Origin of the sequence: Parendozoicomonas sp. Alg238-R29, assembly GCF_947331445.1 — a bacterium.
In the GTDB taxonomy this organism is placed as follows: Bacteria; Pseudomonadota; Gammaproteobacteria; order Pseudomonadales; family Endozoicomonadaceae; genus Sansalvadorimonas.
Map to the genome: position 1 here is coordinate 19,804 of NZ_CAMZOG010000013.1, position 17,748 is coordinate 37,551.

The window sequence follows — 17,748 nt, forward strand, 5'->3', positions numbered from 1 at the left end:
TCTGCTAATATTCGCGATCTTCTGTCAGGAGTTTATTGCTCCTGATTAACAGCATGCGGTGCCAGAGGCTGGCGGGGCTAGAATGTATAGATTCCCGGGCGCTGGTGGCGGCGTGCAGATAAGCTAGAGGCTGAGCCCAATGAAACAGGATATCCATCCTAAGTACGAAGAAATCACTGCTACCTGCAGCTGCGGTAACGTGATCAAGGTTAAATCTACTCTGTGCAAGGATATCGGCCTGGACGTATGCGCCAAGTGCCACCCATTCTACACTGGCACTCAGAAGGTTATGGACGCTGGCGGTCGTATCGAACGCTTCAACAAGCGTTTCGGGGCACTCAGCACCAAGCGTTGAGAAGAATAAAAGAGGCACCTTTTCAGGTGCCTCTTTTGATTTCATGCTTTGATCTGTTTTTTTATTGCAATTTTACGATCAGGGTTAGGTGAATAAATATTCTGGTGTCTCTGTTGTTTTCTTCAGGTCACTTTCTTTTTTAGCCGGTTACGCTTTTCATTTCCTCCAAGTTTTTGTCTGACTGCATTATCAAAGCCGTAATTCAGCAGGAAAATGGTCGTTATAAGTACTTATTGTAATTTGGTTGGCTGTCGTCTGTTGAGCGTGTTCACCCTTTCCGATATTCTCATGCCTCCCGGCAGGCAATAAAAAACTGGAAGAAATAAAATGGCTGAGGACATGAAGCAAGCTGCTCTCGATTATCACGCAAATCCGAGACCTGGCAAGATCAGTGTTGAGTTGACCAAACCAGCTGTGACTGCCCGTGATCTTTCTTTGGCGTATAGCCCAGGTGTTGCTGAGCCGGTGCGCGAAATCGCACGTGATGCTGAGCTGGCTTATAAATATACGGCAAAGGGTAACCTTGTTGCTGTAATCAGTAACGGTTCTGCCATTCTGGGGCTTGGTAATCTCGGTCCTCTGGCCAGTAAGCCGGTAATGGAAGGCAAGTCTCTTCTGTTCAAGCGTTTTGCTGGTGTTGACTCCATTGATCTGGAAGTTGAATCCGAAAGCCCACAGGCGTTTATCGATACCGTTAAGCGTATTGCTGTCACTTTTGGTGGTATTAATCTGGAAGATATCAAGGCTCCTGAGTGTTTTGAAATTGAGCGCGCCCTGATTGATCTGTGTGACATTCCAGTATTTCACGATGATCAGCACGGTACAGCTATCGTGACTGTAGCGGGTATGCTGAACGCTCTTGAGTTGGCTGGTAAAGAAGTTGACCAGGCGCGTATGGTTTGTCTGGGTGCTGGCGCTGCTGCTATCTCCTGCACCAAGCTGCTAATCAGCTGTGGTATGAAGCCAGAAAATATTTTGATGTTGGACAGTAAGGGTGTTATTCAATCTGAGCGTACTGACCTGAACCAGTACAAAGCAGCATTCGCTGTAGAATCAGACTGTCGTACACTGGATGATGCTATTGAGAACGCCGATGTGTTCCTTGGCCTGTCAGGTCCTAACCTGTTGTCTCCAGAGCAGCTGAGCCGTATGGCTAAGAACCCTGTAGTTTTTGCCTGCTCCAACCCTGATCCAGAAATCAAGCCTGAGAAAGCTGTTGAAGCTCGCCCAGATGTTATTATGGCGACCGGGCGTTCTGACTACCCGAACCAGGTAAATAACGTTCTTGGCTTCCCGTTCATCTTCCGTGGTGCACTGGATGTTCGTGCCAGCAAGATCAATGAAGAAATGAAGGTTGCTGCGGCCTACGCACTGAAAGAGCTGGCTAAGGAACCTGTGCCTCAGGACGTTCTGGATGCTTACGGCTTGGACTCTCTGGAGTTTGGTCGTGACTACATCATTCCTAAGCCAATGGATGCTCGCCTGTTAGGCGCTGTATCTGCCGCAGTTGCCAAGGCTGCCGTTGATACTGGCGTTGCCCGTGCGGAGTACCCAGCGCACTATCCTATGAAGTCTATGGATGATATCGCTTACTGATACCTTTCCTGGCACGTTTTAGTGGCATATAAAAAACCCTGCTTTGTAAGCAGGGTTTTTTGCTGGAGCCTTTTAAGACTTTGGTTTAGAAAATGTCGCTGGGGTTAAAGCTTTCTTCTTCCCCAGATTTGCTCTCTTGTTCAATCAAATCTGCTTTCGGTGCATTTTCTGCTCGGAAAACTTCAAAAATCGCGTCTTTTTCTCCGGGGCTGGCTGGCTTTCCATTTGATGGATTGATCTTCATGGTGACCATGCCTTCCGGCTGAGGAAGGTTGGTTTCTGGAATGTTCTGTAGCGCGACTTTCATAAAGTCAATCCAGATAGGTAATGCAGCGTTAGCGCCATACTCCCAGCGACCAAGGGTCTTTGGTTGATCGAAGCCCATCCATACTGTTGTCTGCAGTTCTGGGTTGAAACCTGAGAACCAGACATCTCGCTGATCGTTGGTTGTACCGGTTTTTCCTGCAAGGTCGGAGCGCATTAATACTTTTGCGCGACGCCCTGTTCCAGACTGGATAACATCCTTCATCATGTCATACATGATGTAGTTAACTCGTTTATCCATAACCCGTTGTGCGATTCTTGGGAGCTTTTGGAACTGCTGCTCTGGTAGTGTGGTATCAGCAAACAGTGGATCATTGATACCAAGTCCGGCGGCATCAGGGATTGGGAAGGCTTTGGTTTTGTCCAGCTTCTCCTGTTGTTTCTCACAATCGCGACAGGCGATCAGAGGGTCTGACTCCATGACCGTCGTATCAAGACGATCAATCCGCTCAATGATGTAGGGCTCAATCTGAAAGCCTCCATTGGCAAGCACTGTGTAACCTGTCGCCAGCTCCATGGGCGTTAGCGCGGCACTACCGAGAGACAGGGAAAGGTTTTCTGGTAGTTTATCTCTTGGAAGGCCTAGCTGTTCGATAAAGTCCAGTGTGTAATTTACACCAGTACGTTGCAGGAGGCGGATGGAAACCAGATTACGTGAGCGGTACAGGCCTTTCCGGATGCGGGTAGGGCCATAGAATTTCTGGTTGTCGTTCTGTGGGCGCCAGTGGCTTTCCAGCTGATCATCATTGAACACAACAGGCGCGTCGTTTATCAGGGTGGCGGCAGTTGCGCCTTTATTGATAGCGGCAGAGTAAACAAAGGGTTTGAATGCAGAGCCAACCTGTCGGCTGGCCTGAACAACGCGGTTGTATTTGCTGTCGTAAAAATTAAAGCCACCAACAATGGCTGTAATGGCACCGTCTTCTGGCTTCAGAGAGACAAGCGCTGCTTGGGCTTCAGGGATTTGGCTGAGCCTCCAGCTGCCATTGTTATCTCTGACCCGCACAAGGTTGCCGATTGCAACCACGTCTGACGGAGTGGTTGGTGCTTTCCCTTGACGGTTGACGTCTATATAAGGTTTAGCCCACTTCATCCCTTCCCAGTTCAGAATACCAATAGTGTTGTTGCGGAATAAAAGTGTGGCAGACTCATCAGTGACTTCTGTAATGATGGCTGGATGAAGTTGTCCAATAGGGCTGCTGTCTTTCAGGGTTTGCTGCCAGCTTTCTGGATCTTCCAGAGAAAGTTCAGGGCCGCGGTAGCCATGGCGTTCATCGTAGGCCTGCAAGCCTTTGTCGATGGCCATATTGGCCGCACGTTGCTGGGCGGAGTTGATGGATGTGTAAACTTCGTAGCCGTCTGTATAGGCGTTGGCTCCAAACATCTCAACGACCTGCATGCGCACCATTTCGGCGACGTAGGGGGCTTCAAGATCGATGGGCAGGCCGTGATACCTGGCTGTAACTTCTTCCTGAAGAGCCGGGTCGTATTCGGCTTGGGTGATATACCCAAGAGTGCGCATGCGATTCAGAATCCAGTTCCTGCGAATCAGTGAGCGCTCGGGGTTGGCCAGAGGGTTATAGCGGGATGGTGCTTTCGGTAAGCCTGCGATCATAGCCATTTGAGCCAAGCTCAAATCCCGAGTGGATTTTCCGTAATAAACCTGGGCGGCAGCCTCAATACCGTAAGCTCGGTTACCAAGGTAAATTTTGTTGAGGTAAAGCTCGATGATCTCGTTTTTACTCAGTTCTCGCTCAATCTCTAGAGCCAGCAGGATTTCATTGAACTTACGGGAAAATACTCTTTCGTGGCTCAGGAAAAAGTTTTTCGCCACCTGCATGGTTATAGTGCTGCCGCCAGACTGGATGCGCCCGGTGGATACTAGCTGCAGCGTGGCGCGAGCCAGACCGGCGATGTCTACACCATTGTGTGAATAGAAGCGGTCATCTTCTGCCGCAAGAAAAGCGTTAACCAGATTTTGTGGTACCTCTTCAATGTTGACAGGTGAGCGACGCTTTTCACCGAATTCGGCAATAAGGCTGTTATCCGCTGCATAAATGCGTAGCGGCGTCTGCAGGCGAACGTCTCTGAGAGTCTCAACGGGGGGGAGACCTGGGCTCAGATAAAGATAGGCGCTGCTAAAAATGAGCGCTGCGCCACAAATCGCAGCAAAACCTGACCACAGGCCAAAACGAACCACACTGACAGTTTTATTCATAAGTATTGTTAATAAATGAACCGGTTAGGGTTATCTGCACGGCCATGCCATGTCCCTGAATAGCCCATTATAAGCAAGAGTTATGGCTCTGACACAATTGCCATATATCGCAGACTGTTATTTAATGGTGCGAGAATACAACGAAAAACTATATAAAGAAGCTGAATCTTTGCGGGGCAAATATAAGTGCTAGGGCTGTTAAAGAAAAAAAACAGTGCACTGCTGGGGATTGATATTAGTTCTACTTCGGCCAAGTTACTCGAACTCAGTGTCAGTGGTAACCAATACCGAGTGGAATCTTATGCCGTAGAACCCCTGCAGCCAAACGCAGTTGTTGAAAAAAACATCAACGAACTTGAAATCGTCGGTGAGAGTGTTCGATCTCTTGTGAGCAAGTCACGTACCTCGTTGAAAAATGCCGTTGTGGCTGTAGCCGGTTCTGCGGTTATTACAAAGACGATGGAGATGGACGCTTCTCTCAGTGATGAGGAAATGGAAAGTCAGATATCCGTAGAGGCTGATCAGTATATTCCTTATCCCCTTGATGAAGTTGCACTGGATTTTGAAGTTCAGGGATTGAGTGAAAGCAATCCTGAGCGTGCTGAGGTTCTGGTTGCAGCCTGCCGTAAGGAGAATGTTGAAAGCCGGGAAGCGGCTCTCAATCTGGCGGGCTTGACGGCAAAGGTTGTTGATGTAGAAGCCTACGCTATGGAACGGGCTTATGAGTTGATCGAACCGCAGCTCGAACTGCCGGATGAAGACCCTCTGGTCGCTATTGTTGATATTGGCGCAACTATGACCACCCTCAGTGTTCTCGAGAATGGCCATACTGTTTATACCCGTGAACAGCTATTTGGTGGTCGCCAGCTGACGGATGAAATTCAGCGCCGGTATGGTATGTCTCCTGAAGAAGCCGGTTTGGCTAAGAAAACCGGCGAACTACCTGATGATTATGAGCCTGAGGTTCTGGAACCATTCAGAACTGCTGCGGTTCAACAGGTTTCAAGAAGTTTGCAGTTCTTCTATTCCTCCAGTCACTTTAACGATGTTGATTGCATTGTTATTGCCGGAGGTACGGCATCAACACCCGGTTTGGAAGGAATGATTGCCGAGAAGATCGGCACCCGGTGTGTTCTTGCTAATCCTTTTGCTCGGATGTCTGTTGCCAGCAAGGTAAATGCCAGTGCTCTGGCTAATGATGCACCGGCAATGATGATTGCCTGTGGTCTGGCTATGAGGAGTTTCGACTGATGGCAAGAATTAACCTTCTCCCCTGGCGTGAAGAGCTTCGTCAGCAGCGACAGAAAAACTTCTTGATAGCCTTGGGAATAACCGTTGCTATCGCTGTGGCGTTAATTTTTCTGCGGGATATGATGCTCAACTCAGCCATAGAGAATCAGCGTGGCAGAAGTCAGTTTATTCAGACCGAGATTTCGACCCTTGATGGCAAAATCAAGGAAATTAATGAGCTGAAGGAAAAGAAAGAAGAGCTGCTTGCCCGTATGGAGGTTATTCAAAGTCTCCAGGGTAACCGACCCGTTATTGTCCGGATGTTTGATGAGTTGGTGCGGGTACTTCCTGATGGTGTGTATTTCACCAGTCTGAGCATGACCGGAAGAACCATTAATGTTCAGGGGGTTTCTGAATCGAATAACAGAATTTCCAAACTGATGCGACAGCTTGATGAATCAAACTGGTTTGATAATCCTAACCTGACCGCCGTTAAGGCGCTTAAGGAAGGTGGGGGGAGTGGTTTTGACCTGACGTTCCAGCAGGTTACCCCGTCCCTGGATGATTCCAAGGAGAATGGCGCATGAGTTCTTTGCAGGAAACACTGGATAAAATCAATAATATCGATTTTAACGATCTTGATTTTGAAAATGTCGGCTCCTGGCCCACACCGGTTAAAGCGATTATCTGTGTAGCGGTCTTTGGCCTGGTTTTATTCCTTGGATTTAACTTTCATCTGAGTTCTTTAGGTAAGACTCTGGATAGAGAAGCCCGTAAAGAAACTGAGTTAAAGCAGGAGTTTCAGATAAAGGCTTTTCAGGCAGCTAACCTTGATTCCTATCGGGCTCAGATGACCGAGATGGAAGCCTCATTTGGTGCACTGGTTCGGCAGCTTCCCAGTGATACGGAAGTCCCAGGGTTGTTGGAAGATATTACTGAGAAAGGTCTGGGGGCCGGACTGACAATCAATACCATCACTCTCCAGCCGGAAGTAACCCACGAGTTTTATATTGAGTTGCCCATCAGCATTAACGTGCAGGGCAACTATCACGATCTCGGTAATTTTGTTAGTGGTGTAGCAGGTCTGCCACGGATTGTGACACTCCATGACTTTAAAATTACTGATGGTAAGGATGGCGGTCGCCTCAGTATGGAGATTATTGCCAGAACTTATCGCTATAACGACAAGGGAGGAGCGTAATGAATCGTATAATCCTCGCTTGTGGGTTGCTGACAACGGCGCTTTTGGCGGGCTGTGACGGTGGTGGTGATTACCAGGATTTGTCCCGTTATATGGACGAAGTGAGAGCTAAACCCAAAGGCAGTATCGAACCTCTGCCTAAGTTTAACCCTTATGAAGCCTTTACCTACGGAGCTTCCGGGGAGCGCAGTCCTTTTGATAAGCCTGTAAAAGTTGAGATTGTCCGCAAGCAGAAAGTGCAAAGTGATATCAGTCCAGATTTGGACAGAGTGAAGCAGTTTCTTGAAAGTTTTTCTTTTGACAGTTTCTCAATGGTTGGCACCTTAAGTGACGACAGGGGTTTTTATGCTCTGATCTCTGCCGATGGCAATGTATATAAGGTAGAGGTGGGTGATTATCTTGGGAAAAATCATGGACGTGTGATTGGCATCACAGACGCAGAGATTCAAGTCATAGAGATTGTCCGCAGCGGGGTTGATAGCTGGGTTGAGCGGCCAAGGACTCTGGCGTTGAACGAAAGTTGACAGGTGGTTGGAATCCTGTCTACGGATCTCTAAATAACAGATACAAGTATGTGATTGGTTTCTGGAGCTGGTCACTGCAGGGAAAGAATTGAGACAATATGGGTGTGATCAAATGATGAAATCGAGCACTTTTGCAAAGTGGGCGAGTTGCCTGGGGGGGGTGGCCGGTGTTCTGGCTGTACCAGTGCTTGCCGGGACACTGCAAAATCTTGATGTGACATCACTGCCTGGTGAGCGTGTCGAGATGAAACTGACATTTGATTCCCCTCCACCAGATGTGCGTGGTTATGCTATTGAGCAGCCTGCCCGTATTGCTCTGGATCTGCCTGAAACCACCAGTGCTATTGATAAATATAATGATGTGGGTTTTGCCAATACCCGTAGTGTGACGGTTATTGAGGCTAAAGGTCGGACCCGGATGATTGTTAATCTGGCTGAGCCGGCTGGCTATACCACCAGGGTAGAAGGCAATCACCTCTATGTTCTTGTCGGTGACTCTGCCGATGAGGTGTCTTCGTCACATGTTGCATCAGCTCCTGCTTCATCAGTTTCTTCTTCACCGGCTACGAGAGGTGTTTCTGCCGGTGTTGAAGGCGTAACAGCCATCGACTTTGAAAAAGGTGCGGATGGTGAAGGTAATATTATTATTGGCTTGTCTTCGAAAGCGGTGAAGATGGATCTGGAAGAGCAGGGGGGGCGTATTCGTTTAACTTTCCCAGGCTCCGAGCTTCCAGTGAAACTGCGTAATCGCCTTGATGTGAATGATTTTTCCACTCCGGTGCAATTTGTTGATGCCAAAATTGAAGATGGCAATGCTGTGATTGTTATTGACCCCAAGGGGGAATATGACTATTTGGCCTGGCAGACTGATGAAAATCTTACCATTAGCGTTAAAGCACTTACGCCTCAGCAGGCTGAGCAGAAGGCTCGCAAAAAGCTGGTTTACAGTGGCGATAAGCTCTCTTTGAACTTTCAGGATATTGAGGTTCGGGATGTTCTCCAGATTTTGGCAGATTTTAAAGATTTGAATCTTGTAGCCAGTGATACGGTTTCCGGTCGAGTAACTCTGCGCTTGAAGAGTGTGCCCTGGGATCAGGCTCTGGATATTGTTCTGAAGTCCAAAGGTTTGGGGCAGCGTAGAGAGAATAATGTTCTTGTGGTGGCCCCAGCAGCAGAGCTGGCAGCGCAGGAGCGTGAACTGCTTGAGTCACAACAGCAGATACGCGAACTGGCACCGCTGTTTACTGAGTTGGTACAGATTAATTATGCCGATGCCGGAGAGATTGCTGCAGTTCTTCTTGGTGGTGAAGGGAATCGTATATTATCTGAGCGTGGTAGCGTTCAAATTATAGAGCGAACCAATAGTTTGCTGGTTCAAGAGACTCAGGGGAAGCTTGACGAGATTCGTGAGCTTGTCTCAAAGGTTGATATTCCTGTTCGGCAGGTTCAAATAGAGGCTCGTATTGTTGCCGCGGATACTAACTTTCGTAAAGAATTAGGGGTCAAGTGGGGAGGCTTTATTGATGCAACCCGGGAAGGAGAGGATCAGTCTGTACTTCTCGGTGGTCAAAGTGCTCAGAGAACCATCGAAGAGGGAGATGACGATGCTAATGGAAACCCAACGCTAGAGAGAAAGTATACTTATAATCAATTATTTACTGATTTAAGTGTTTCGGGGGCTGGTTCGTCAGCTCTAGCTATCGGTTTTGCCTCAAATCGAGCTTTGATTAATTTGGAACTTTCAGCTCTAGAAAGTGATGGGGGGGGGGAAATTATTTCTCAGCCTAAGGTTATTACCTCAGATAAGCAGAAGGCTGTGATAAAGAGTGGTAAGGAAATTCCTTACCAGGAAGCCAGTTCCAGTGGTGCAACCACAGTTTCCTTTAAAGAGGCTGTATTATCCCTTGAGGTAACTCCTCAAATAACTCCGGATGGCCGGATTATTATGGAAATCAAAGTTAACAATGATGACAGTACTACGTCCACATCCACAGGTATTCCCATCATCGATACCACAGAAGTTGAGACCAAAGTATTGATTGAAGATGGTCAGACCATAGTTCTTGGTGGTATCTTCAAAAACACAACTAGTCAGGGTGTAGAAAAAGTACCTCTTTTAGGGGATCTTCCTGGTGTGGGTCGTTTGTTCCGCAAAGATACTAAGCGTGATACTAAGACCGAGACACTTATTTTTATTACACCTCGAATTCTTTCGGAGACAATGGCCTTGCGCTGACAGTGGATGTATGCAGTCACGCACTATTTATCTAATCGGGCCAATGGGTGCTGGTAAAAGCACCATTGGCCGAATGCTTTCCCGGGAGCTGAATCTACCCTTCCTTGATACTGATCAGGAGGTAGAGGAGCGCTGTGGTGCCGATATTCCCTGGATTTTCGATATGGAGGGCGAGGCCGGTTTTCGGCAGCGCGAAACCTCTGTGCTGGAAATTCTTCAGGGGGAGCCTCCTCAGATTATTGCGACAGGAGGGGGGATAGTCATGAAGGAAGAAAATCGCCGATTAATGGTGTCTGGCGGTTTTGTTGTTTTTCTTCAGACTTCTGTGGCTACCCAGATGCTACGCACCGCGAAAGATAAACGTCGTCCCTTGTTACAGCGTCCCGACCGTAAGCAGGTTTTGACTGATCTCTATAAAATCAGGGAACCGCTTTATCGCCAGACAGCTGATCTGGTGGTATGTACGGATCGAGGAAGTCCTCGACAGGTTATTCGTGAGATTGTCGAGGCTGTACAGGGTGGTTAGTATCTTGATCGACCTTCAGGCGATCTATCAGGAAGTATGCTGTGCAAACCCTTAGTGTTGATCTCGGTGATCGATCTTATCCTATTCGTATTGGTTCCGGGCTGCTCGATCGTCCGGAACTGATTATACCTCATATTAGAGGCAAGCAGGTTGCGATAGTTTCCAATACCACCGTCGCGCCTTTATATCTTGAACGTCTGCATAGTCTTCTCGAAGGTTATCAGGTAACAGATATTATTCTTCCCGATGGTGAGGAGTATAAAAATCTGGAAGTACTCAACCGGATTTATGATGGTTTGCTTCAGGATCGCCATAACCGTACAACGACTTTGATAGCCCTCGGTGGTGGCGTTGTTGGGGATATGTGTGGCTTTGCTGCTGCCAGTTACCAGCGGGGAGTGAATTTTATTCAGATTCCGACAACTCTTCTTTCCCAGGTTGATTCTTCTGTTGGTGGTAAAACTGGCGTTAATCATGCGCTGGGAAAAAATATGATTGGCGCCTTTCATCAACCCCAGTGCGTTCTTGCAGATATTAGTGTTTTCAAAACTCTGCCAGATAGAGAACTGTCTGCCGGTTTGGCAGAAGTTATTAAGTACGGCTTGATTTGTGATGAACCATTTTTTGCTTGGTTAGATGAAAACATGTCTCGCTTGGTTGGGCGGGATGATGCAGCGTTGACAGAAGCGGTTTATCGTTCCTGTGATAACAAAGCCCAGGTTGTTGCTGAGGATGAAAAAGAAGCAGGCCGTCGTGCATTGCTCAATCTTGGTCACACCTTTGGGCATGCTATAGAAACTCATCAGGGTTATGGTAGTTGGCTTCACGGTGAGGCAGTTGCTACCGGCATGGTTATGGCGGCCGCGGTGTCTGAGCATATGGGATGGGTTGATACTTCTGTTGTGGAGCGAACCGTTTCTATTTTGGAAAAGGCCAACCTTCCAGTGCATCCTCCAGAAGGTATGACACCTGATGATTTTCTTGAGTTGATGAGTGTTGATAAGAAAGTTATTGATGGTCAATTACGATTAATTCTTCTTAAGTCGATAGGCAATGCTGTTGTCACGGCAGAGGTTCCTGCTCAACTGTTACGAGAGCAGCTTGAGCTTGTTTGTCGATAAAACAACTATTGACGTTTTTTCCAAAAACTCTCTCTAAAAAACTCCACAAAGACAGACGTTTTTTATAAAAATCGGCTGTCTTTTGTGCGATTCCCTGATTGTCTCGATTGTTGCTATTTGTTAACGCCATGCTGCCCATGTACAATGAGCCGCCGCCCGGCTGGGTTAGTACCTTTGTCGGTGCCGGTTCGTCTGTTGATGACTGCTGCCAGGCAGTTTGCAGATGTTCCCGATTTGGGGGATAAGTATAAGGTGTTAGGGCAAATCAACATGGATGCTGCCGCTCGGCCAGGAGGCCTGTAGACGCCAAAATAACGATTACCAGAATGGCTGTTGAGAGATCGCCTATGAGTTCAGGTTTGTATCATCCCGGTGAGTTCAGGGACAATTGTGGTTTTGGACTCATTGCCCACACAGAAGGCAGGAAAAGTCATGACCTGCTGGAAAAAGCAATTGAAGCCCTAACCTGTATGACCCATCGTGGAGGTATTGCCGCAGACGGGCGTACCGGCGATGGTTGTGGATTATTGATCCAACTTCCCGATTCTTTCTTGCGTTCCATAGCAAAAGAAACCTTTAATATTCAACTGCCGTCCCTCTACGCCATTGGTATGGTGTTTTTGAGTCAAGACGAACGTAGAGCCAGTGAAAGTCGCCTCACTTTTGAGCAGGAGTTGAAAAGTCAGGGGCTGGATATTATTGGCTGGCGAGTAGTACCCACTAATGAAGAGTGTCTGGGGCCAATCGCTCTGGATCAGCTTCCCCGTATTGAACAGGTGTTTGTAGCTCCGGCTGGCGATAAAGACGCCCATCAGCTGGAAGCAGCGCTGTTTATGTCTCACCGTAAGACAAGCCAAAAGCTTGCTGAGGACGAAGATTTCTATATTTGCTCCCTGTCCAGCAAGGTCATCACTTATAAAGGTTTGATGATGCCTGCTGATCTGGCGAGCTTTTACCCTGATCTGGGAGACACCCGCTTTGAAACAGCGATCTGTGTTTTCCATCAGCGTTTTTCTACCAACACTATGCCCCGCTGGCCTTTGGCTCAGCCATTCCGCATGCTGGCTCATAATGGTGAAATCAACACGATTATGGGCAACCGGAACTGGTCTGTGGCACGTTCCGAGAAGTTCCAGTCTGAGCTTCTGCCAAACCTGGGTGAGATTCGCCCACTGGTTAACCGTACCGGATCTGACTCCTCCTCGTTAGATAATATGCTGGAGATATTGGTTACAGGTGGTGTGGACTTATACCGTGCTGTACGGATGTTGGTTCCACCAGCTTGGCAGAATGTTGATACCATGGATCCGAACCTGCGGGCCTTCTATGAGTACAACTCCATGCACATGGAACCATGGGATGGCCCTGCAGGTTTGGTTATCTCTGATGGTCGTTATGCTGTTTGTGCTCTTGATCGGAACGGCTTGCGCCCATCTCGCTGGGTGAAAACCAAAGATGGTTATCTGACCGTTGCCTCAGAAGTTGGCGTTTACGACTACAAGCCCGAAGATGTTGTTGCTAAAGGCCGGGTAGGTCCTGGTCAGGTGCTGGCGATTGATACCGAAACCGGTGAGTTCTTTCAGGCTAATGATATTGATCAGCAGCTTAAGAGTCGCCAGCCTTATAAACAGTGGTTGAAGAAACACGCTTGCCGTATCCAGTCCCGTTTTGTAGAGATCGATCATAAAGTTGATCCACTCTCTGCAGAATCACTGCTCAGTGAACAGAAGCGCTTTCAGGTTTCTTTTGAAGAGATGGATCAGGTTATCCGCCCACTCTCTGAGAACGGACAGGAAGCAGTCGGCTCCATGGGTGACGATACACCTATGGCAGTGCTTTCTCAGCGAGTTCGCCCTGTTTATGAATACTTCCGCCAGCAGTTTGCACAGGTAACCAATCCACCGATTGACCCTCTGCGGGAAGCCGTGGTGATGTCTCTGGAAACCTGCATGGGGCGCGAGCGCAACATGTTCGAGGAAACTCCTGAGCATGCCAAACGGGTGATTTTGAAATCCCCTGTACTGTCTACCACCAAGTTCTTGAATCTGGTGCATGGCGAGCACAAACACGATGATCTGGAAGTAGAGCGCCTTGATCTCGGCTATGAAGAGCAGGTCGGTTTAGAAGCTGCCATTGTTGCCCTTTGTGACAAAGCTGAACAGGCCATTCGTGATGGTAAGGTTTTGCTGCATCTCACGGATAAGGGGCAAAAACCGGGCTTGCTTCTTATTCATGCAGCCTTGGCTACTGGTGCTGTTCATCATCGCCTGATCAGTAAAGGTCTGCGTTCCGATGCCAATATTCTGGTTGAAACCGGAACGGCTCGTGATTCTCATCACTTTGCAGTATTGCTTGGCTTTGGTGCGACAGCTGTATATCCATGGCTGTCTTATGAAGTGATTCGGGACATGATTCAGAGTGGCACCATGATTGCCGACACTCTGATGGCCTTTAAGTCCTACCGCAAAGGAATTAGTAAAGGGTTGTTGAAAATCATGTCCAAGATGGGCATTTCAACAATCGCTTCCTACCGCGGTGCCCAGCTGTTTGAGGCTGTGGGTATCAGTCAGGATGTTGTGGATCTCTGTTTCTGCGGTGTGCTGAGTCGGATCGAAGGTGCTCGCTTCAGCGATTTCCACGAAGATCAACAGTTACTGGCGAAAGAAGCATCCCGCAAGCGCAAGCCAATGCAGCAGGGTGGCTATCTGAAGTTTGTGCACGATAGCGAATACCACGCCTTTAATCCTGATGTGGTTCAGACTCTGCAGAAAGCGGTTAAAAATGGTGATTATTCTGCATGGCGTGATTATGCGACTTTAGTCAATGAACGTCCGGTTGCGGTTATTCGTGACCTGTTTGACTTGGATAGTGATTGTCAGCCTATTCCGCTGGATCAGGTTGAGCCTGTATCCGCTATCGTCCGTCGGTTTGACTCTGCAGCGATGAGTCTTGGTGCTTTGTCCCCAGAGGCTCATGAGTCTCTGGCCCAGGCTATGAACCGTTTAGGCGGTCGTTCAAACTCTGGAGAAGGCGGTGAGGATCCTGCTCGTTTTGGCACCGATAAGGTGTCCAAAATCAAGCAGATCGCTTCTGGCCGATTTGGTGTGACACCTCATTATTTGGTAAATGCCGATGTTCTGCAGATCAAGGTGGCCCAAGGCGCGAAACCTGGGGAAGGTGGACAGTTACCGGGCGGCAAAGTTAATGATCTGATTGCGCGACTCCGTTTCTCTGTGCCGGGTGTGACGTTGATTTCACCACCTCCGCACCATGATATTTACTCTATTGAAGATTTGGCTCAGCTGATTTTCGATTTGAAACAGGTGAATCCGGAAGCGCTGGTTTCCGTGAAACTTGTGTCTGAACCCGGTGTGGGAACAATTGCTGCAGGTGTTGCCAAAGCTTATGCAGACCTGATTACTGTATCCGGATACGATGGTGGTACTGCTGCAAGCCCTCTGACGTCTATTCGTTATGCGGGTTCTCCATGGGAGCTGGGTCTGGCGGAAACTCAACAGGCGCTGCGTTCCAATGATTTACGTGGGAATGTACGGCTGCAGACAGATGGGGGGTTGAAAACCGGTCTGGATGTTATTAAAGCAGCCTTGCTTGGAGCTGAAAGTTTCGGATTTGGTACAACTCCGATGGTTGCCATGGGATGTAAATACCTCCGTATTTGCCACTTGAATAACTGTGCGACGGGCGTTGCTACGCAAGATCAACATCTTCGTGATGAGCACTTTATTGGTACCGTCGAAATGGTAACGAACTTCTTCACTTTCCTTGCTGAAGAAGTTCGTGAGTGGTTGGCCAAGCTGGGTTATCGCAGTCTGGACGAGCTTGTTGGTCGTACAGAACTGTTAAAAGTCAAAGATGGTCTGACTCCACGTCAAGCGAATTTGGATCTGTCACCTGTTCTGGGTAACAGTGCTATTCCGGCTGATAAACCGAATGCCTGTGAAGTGGATCGCAACCCGCCGTTTGATAAAGGTGAAATGGCGGAACGCATGGTGGTTGATATGCTGCCTGCAATCGAAGCGAAATCTGGTGGTGAATTTGAATACACCATTGGAAACTGTGATCGCTCCATTGGTGCGCGACTGTCCGGTGAGATTGCCAAGCGGTATGGCAATCAGGGAATGGCCGATAAGCCTATCTCCATTAACCTGAAAGGCAGTGCAGGTCAGAGCTTCGGTGTCTGGAATGCCGGTGGTCTGAACATGTATCTGGAAGGTGATGCCAACGATTACGTTGGTAAGGGCATGACTGGCGGTAAGGTCGTTATCAGGCCTCCTCAGAGTAGCGCGTTTGCTAGTGAAGACACATCCATTATTGGTAATACCTGCCTCTATGGGGCGACCGGCGGTAAGTTATTTGCTGCGGGCCGTGCCGGTGAACGTCTCGGTGTGCGTAACTCTGGTGCTCATGTTGTTGTTGAAGGCGCAGGGGATCACTGTTGTGAATATATGACTGGTGGTCTGGTCACAGTGCTGGGTTCAACTGGAGGCAACTTTGGTGCGGGCATGACTGGTGGCTTTGCTTATGTGCTCGATATGAAGCGAAATTTTGTGGATCGTTACAATCATGAACTAGTTGAAATTCACAGAATTGATTCTGAGAGCATGGAAGATCACAAAACTCATTTGCAGGGGATTATTGACGAGTTTGTTCAGGAAACCGGCAGTGAATGGGGGGAGAAGATCCTGGAGGACTTCGAGGACTATGTTGGCCTGTTCTGGCTGGTGAAGCCAAAAGCGGCAAGCCTCGACACCCTTCTGGCTGATACCAGAGGGCGGCCCGAATAAAGGGTTAATAAATGAGTCCCGACAGCCTGCCCGTGAACAGGCTGTCGCCATCCAGAGAGCGAGAAGTAAAAACAGCTCCGGATAAGGATGGAATCAGGTCGCAGAATTGATGAGGTGTGTATGGCTGAACGACTGAGTAATAATTTCCAGTTCGTGCAGGTGGATAGAAAAGATCCTGCCAAGAAAAATATTCGTGCTCGTAAGAAAGAATTTATTGAAATTTATGAGCCTTATAATGAACCGGAAGTGAAACATCAGGCACACCGTTGTCTGGAGTGCGGTAACCCGTATTGTGAATGGAAATGCCCAGTTCACAATTATATTCCTAACTGGCTGAAGCTGGTGAGTGAAGGGCAGCTGTTTGAAGCGGCGGAGTTGTCTCACCAGACCAACTCTTTGCCAGAAGTCTGTGGACGTGTATGCCCTCAGGATCGCTTATGTGAAGGTGCCTGCACACTAAACGATGGTTTTGGTGCAGTTACTATTGGTGCAACAGAAAAATATATTACCGATACGGCATTCTCTATGGGTTGGCGCCCGGATATGTCCAGTGTTGCCTGGACTGAAAAGAAGGTTGCTGTTATTGGTGCAGGGCCCGCAGGCTTGGCCTGTGCCGATGTGCTTGTGCGTAACGGTGTGAAGCCTGTTGTCTTCGATAAGAACCCGGAAATTGGCGGTCTGCTGACTTTCGGTATTCCCGAGTTCAAGCTTGAGAAGGGTGTTATGTCCCGTCGCCGTGAAATTTTCACGGAAATGGGGGTTGAATTCCGCCTTGAGATAGAAGTGGGTTCCGATATTACAATCGATGAACTGCTGGCTGATTATGACGCCGTTTTCATGGGAATGGGCACCTACACCTATATGAAGGGCGGCTTCCCTGGCGAAGATTTGCCTGGCGTTTATGATGCTCTGCCGTTTCTGATTTCTAATGTGAACAGGAATCTTGGCTTTGAGAAATCTCCAGAAGATTTCATCGACATGAAAGGTAAGAAGGTTGTGATTCTTGGTGGTGGTGATACCGCAATGGATTGTAACCGGACTTCCATCCGCCAGGGGGCAAAACAAGTTCTTTGTGCCTACCGTCGTGATGAAGCCAATATGCCTGGCTCTCGCCGAGAGGTGACGAACGCCAAAGAAGAAGGTGTGCAGTTCCTCTTTAATCGTCAGCCAGTGGAAATTGTTGGTGATGGCAAGGTGGAAGGGATAAAGGTTATCACTACTGAGCTGGGTGAGCCTGATGAAAATGGTCGTCGCCGTCCTCAACCGGTTGCGGGCAGTGAAGAGGTTCTACCGGCTGATGCGGTACTGGTAGCTTTTGGTTTTCAACCTAGTCCTGCTGATTGGTTCTCCACCAGCGATATTAAAACTGATGATTGGGGACGGGTCGTTGCGCCTGAACAGGCTGAGTTTCCATTCCAGACTTCTAATCCCAAGATCTTTGCCGGTGGCGATATGGTTCGAGGTTCTGATCTGGTGGTGACTGCGGTGTGGGAAGGGCGCCAGGCTGCGGAAGGTATTCTGGACTATCTGGATGTCTGAGAGTCTTGTGAAATAAGTGATATTTGACGCAAAAAAGAGAGCTACGGCTCTCTTTTTTTATGGGGTATTGCAG

General features: G+C 48.4%; 12 protein-coding genes. 11 read left to right on the top strand and 1 reads right to left on the bottom strand.

Annotation, left to right across the window (positions count from 1 at the left end; all coding sequences use genetic code 11):
• The first annotated feature begins 139 nt into the window (after positions 1 to 139).
• Together rpmE and QMA35_RS05265 are read left to right on the top strand one after the other, a co-directional pair.
• A complete protein-coding gene (gene rpmE / locus QMA35_RS05260) occupies positions 140 to 355 on the top strand; it encodes a 50S ribosomal protein L31 (protein WP_281646085.1) in 216 nt (71 codons plus the stop codon).
• Between the two features lie 327 nt (positions 356 to 682).
• On the top strand, positions 683 to 1,951 hold the full coding sequence (locus tag QMA35_RS05265) for a malic enzyme-like NAD(P)-binding protein (RefSeq protein ID WP_281646086.1): 1,269 nt from the start codon (positions 683 to 685) through the stop codon (positions 1,949 to 1,951).
• 85 nt (positions 1,952 to 2,036) lie between these two features.
• On the opposite strand, the gene QMA35_RS05270 is transcribed toward QMA35_RS05265, so the two are convergent.
• Positions 2,037 to 4,493, bottom strand: coding sequence for a penicillin-binding protein 1A (locus QMA35_RS05270; protein WP_281646087.1), 2,457 nt, complete (start codon positions 4,491 to 4,493; stop codon positions 2,037 to 2,039).
• Positions 4,494 to 4,679: 186 nt separating this feature from the next.
• Between QMA35_RS05270 and QMA35_RS05275 the strand changes: the two genes are divergently transcribed.
• The 9 genes from QMA35_RS05275 to QMA35_RS05315 all read left to right on the top strand — a co-directional run bounded on the left by QMA35_RS05275 (position 4,680) and on the right by QMA35_RS05315 (position 17,675).
• Positions 4,680 to 5,744: a pilus assembly protein PilM gene (locus QMA35_RS05275; protein WP_281646088.1), complete on the top strand. Its 1,065-nt coding sequence runs from the start codon at positions 4,680 to 4,682 to the stop codon at positions 5,742 to 5,744.
• Positions 5,744 to 6,310, top strand: coding sequence for a PilN domain-containing protein (locus QMA35_RS05280; protein ID WP_281646089.1), 567 nt, complete (start codon positions 5,744 to 5,746; stop codon positions 6,308 to 6,310). The genes QMA35_RS05275 and QMA35_RS05280 overlap by 1 nt, the downstream gene beginning before the upstream one ends.
• Positions 6,307 to 6,924: a type 4a pilus biogenesis protein PilO gene (pilO, locus tag QMA35_RS05285; RefSeq protein WP_281646090.1), complete on the top strand. Its 618-nt coding sequence runs from the start codon at positions 6,307 to 6,309 to the stop codon at positions 6,922 to 6,924. The genes QMA35_RS05280 and pilO overlap by 4 nt, the downstream gene beginning before the upstream one ends.
• Complete coding sequence (locus QMA35_RS05290) at positions 6,924 to 7,448, top strand: pilus assembly protein PilP (protein WP_281646091.1); 525 nt, start codon at positions 6,924 to 6,926, stop codon at positions 7,446 to 7,448. Before pilO ends, QMA35_RS05290 begins: the two co-directional genes overlap by 1 nt.
• Positions 7,449 to 7,560: 112 nt before the next feature.
• Positions 7,561 to 9,684, top strand: coding sequence for a type IV pilus secretin PilQ (gene pilQ / locus QMA35_RS05295; protein WP_281646092.1), 2,124 nt, complete (start codon positions 7,561 to 7,563; stop codon positions 9,682 to 9,684).
• A gap of 10 nt (positions 9,685 to 9,694) precedes the next feature.
• Positions 9,695 to 10,210 (top strand): shikimate kinase AroK, encoded by a 516-nt coding sequence (gene aroK, locus QMA35_RS05300; RefSeq protein WP_281646093.1) that lies wholly within the window; start codon positions 9,695 to 9,697, stop codon positions 10,208 to 10,210.
• Between the two features lie 41 nt (positions 10,211 to 10,251).
• On the top strand, positions 10,252 to 11,331 hold the full coding sequence (aroB, locus tag QMA35_RS05305; RefSeq protein WP_281646094.1) for a 3-dehydroquinate synthase: 1,080 nt from the start codon (positions 10,252 to 10,254) through the stop codon (positions 11,329 to 11,331).
• 347 nt (positions 11,332 to 11,678) lie between these two features.
• A complete protein-coding gene (gltB, locus tag QMA35_RS05310; RefSeq protein ID WP_281646095.1) occupies positions 11,679 to 16,136 on the top strand; it encodes a glutamate synthase large subunit in 4,458 nt (1,485 codons plus the stop codon).
• Between the two features lie 120 nt (positions 16,137 to 16,256).
• Entirely contained in the window at positions 16,257 to 17,675 is a 1,419-nt protein-coding gene (locus tag QMA35_RS05315) for an FAD-dependent oxidoreductase (RefSeq protein ID WP_281646123.1), read from the top strand.
• The last annotated feature ends 73 nt before the right edge of the window (positions 17,676 to 17,748 follow it).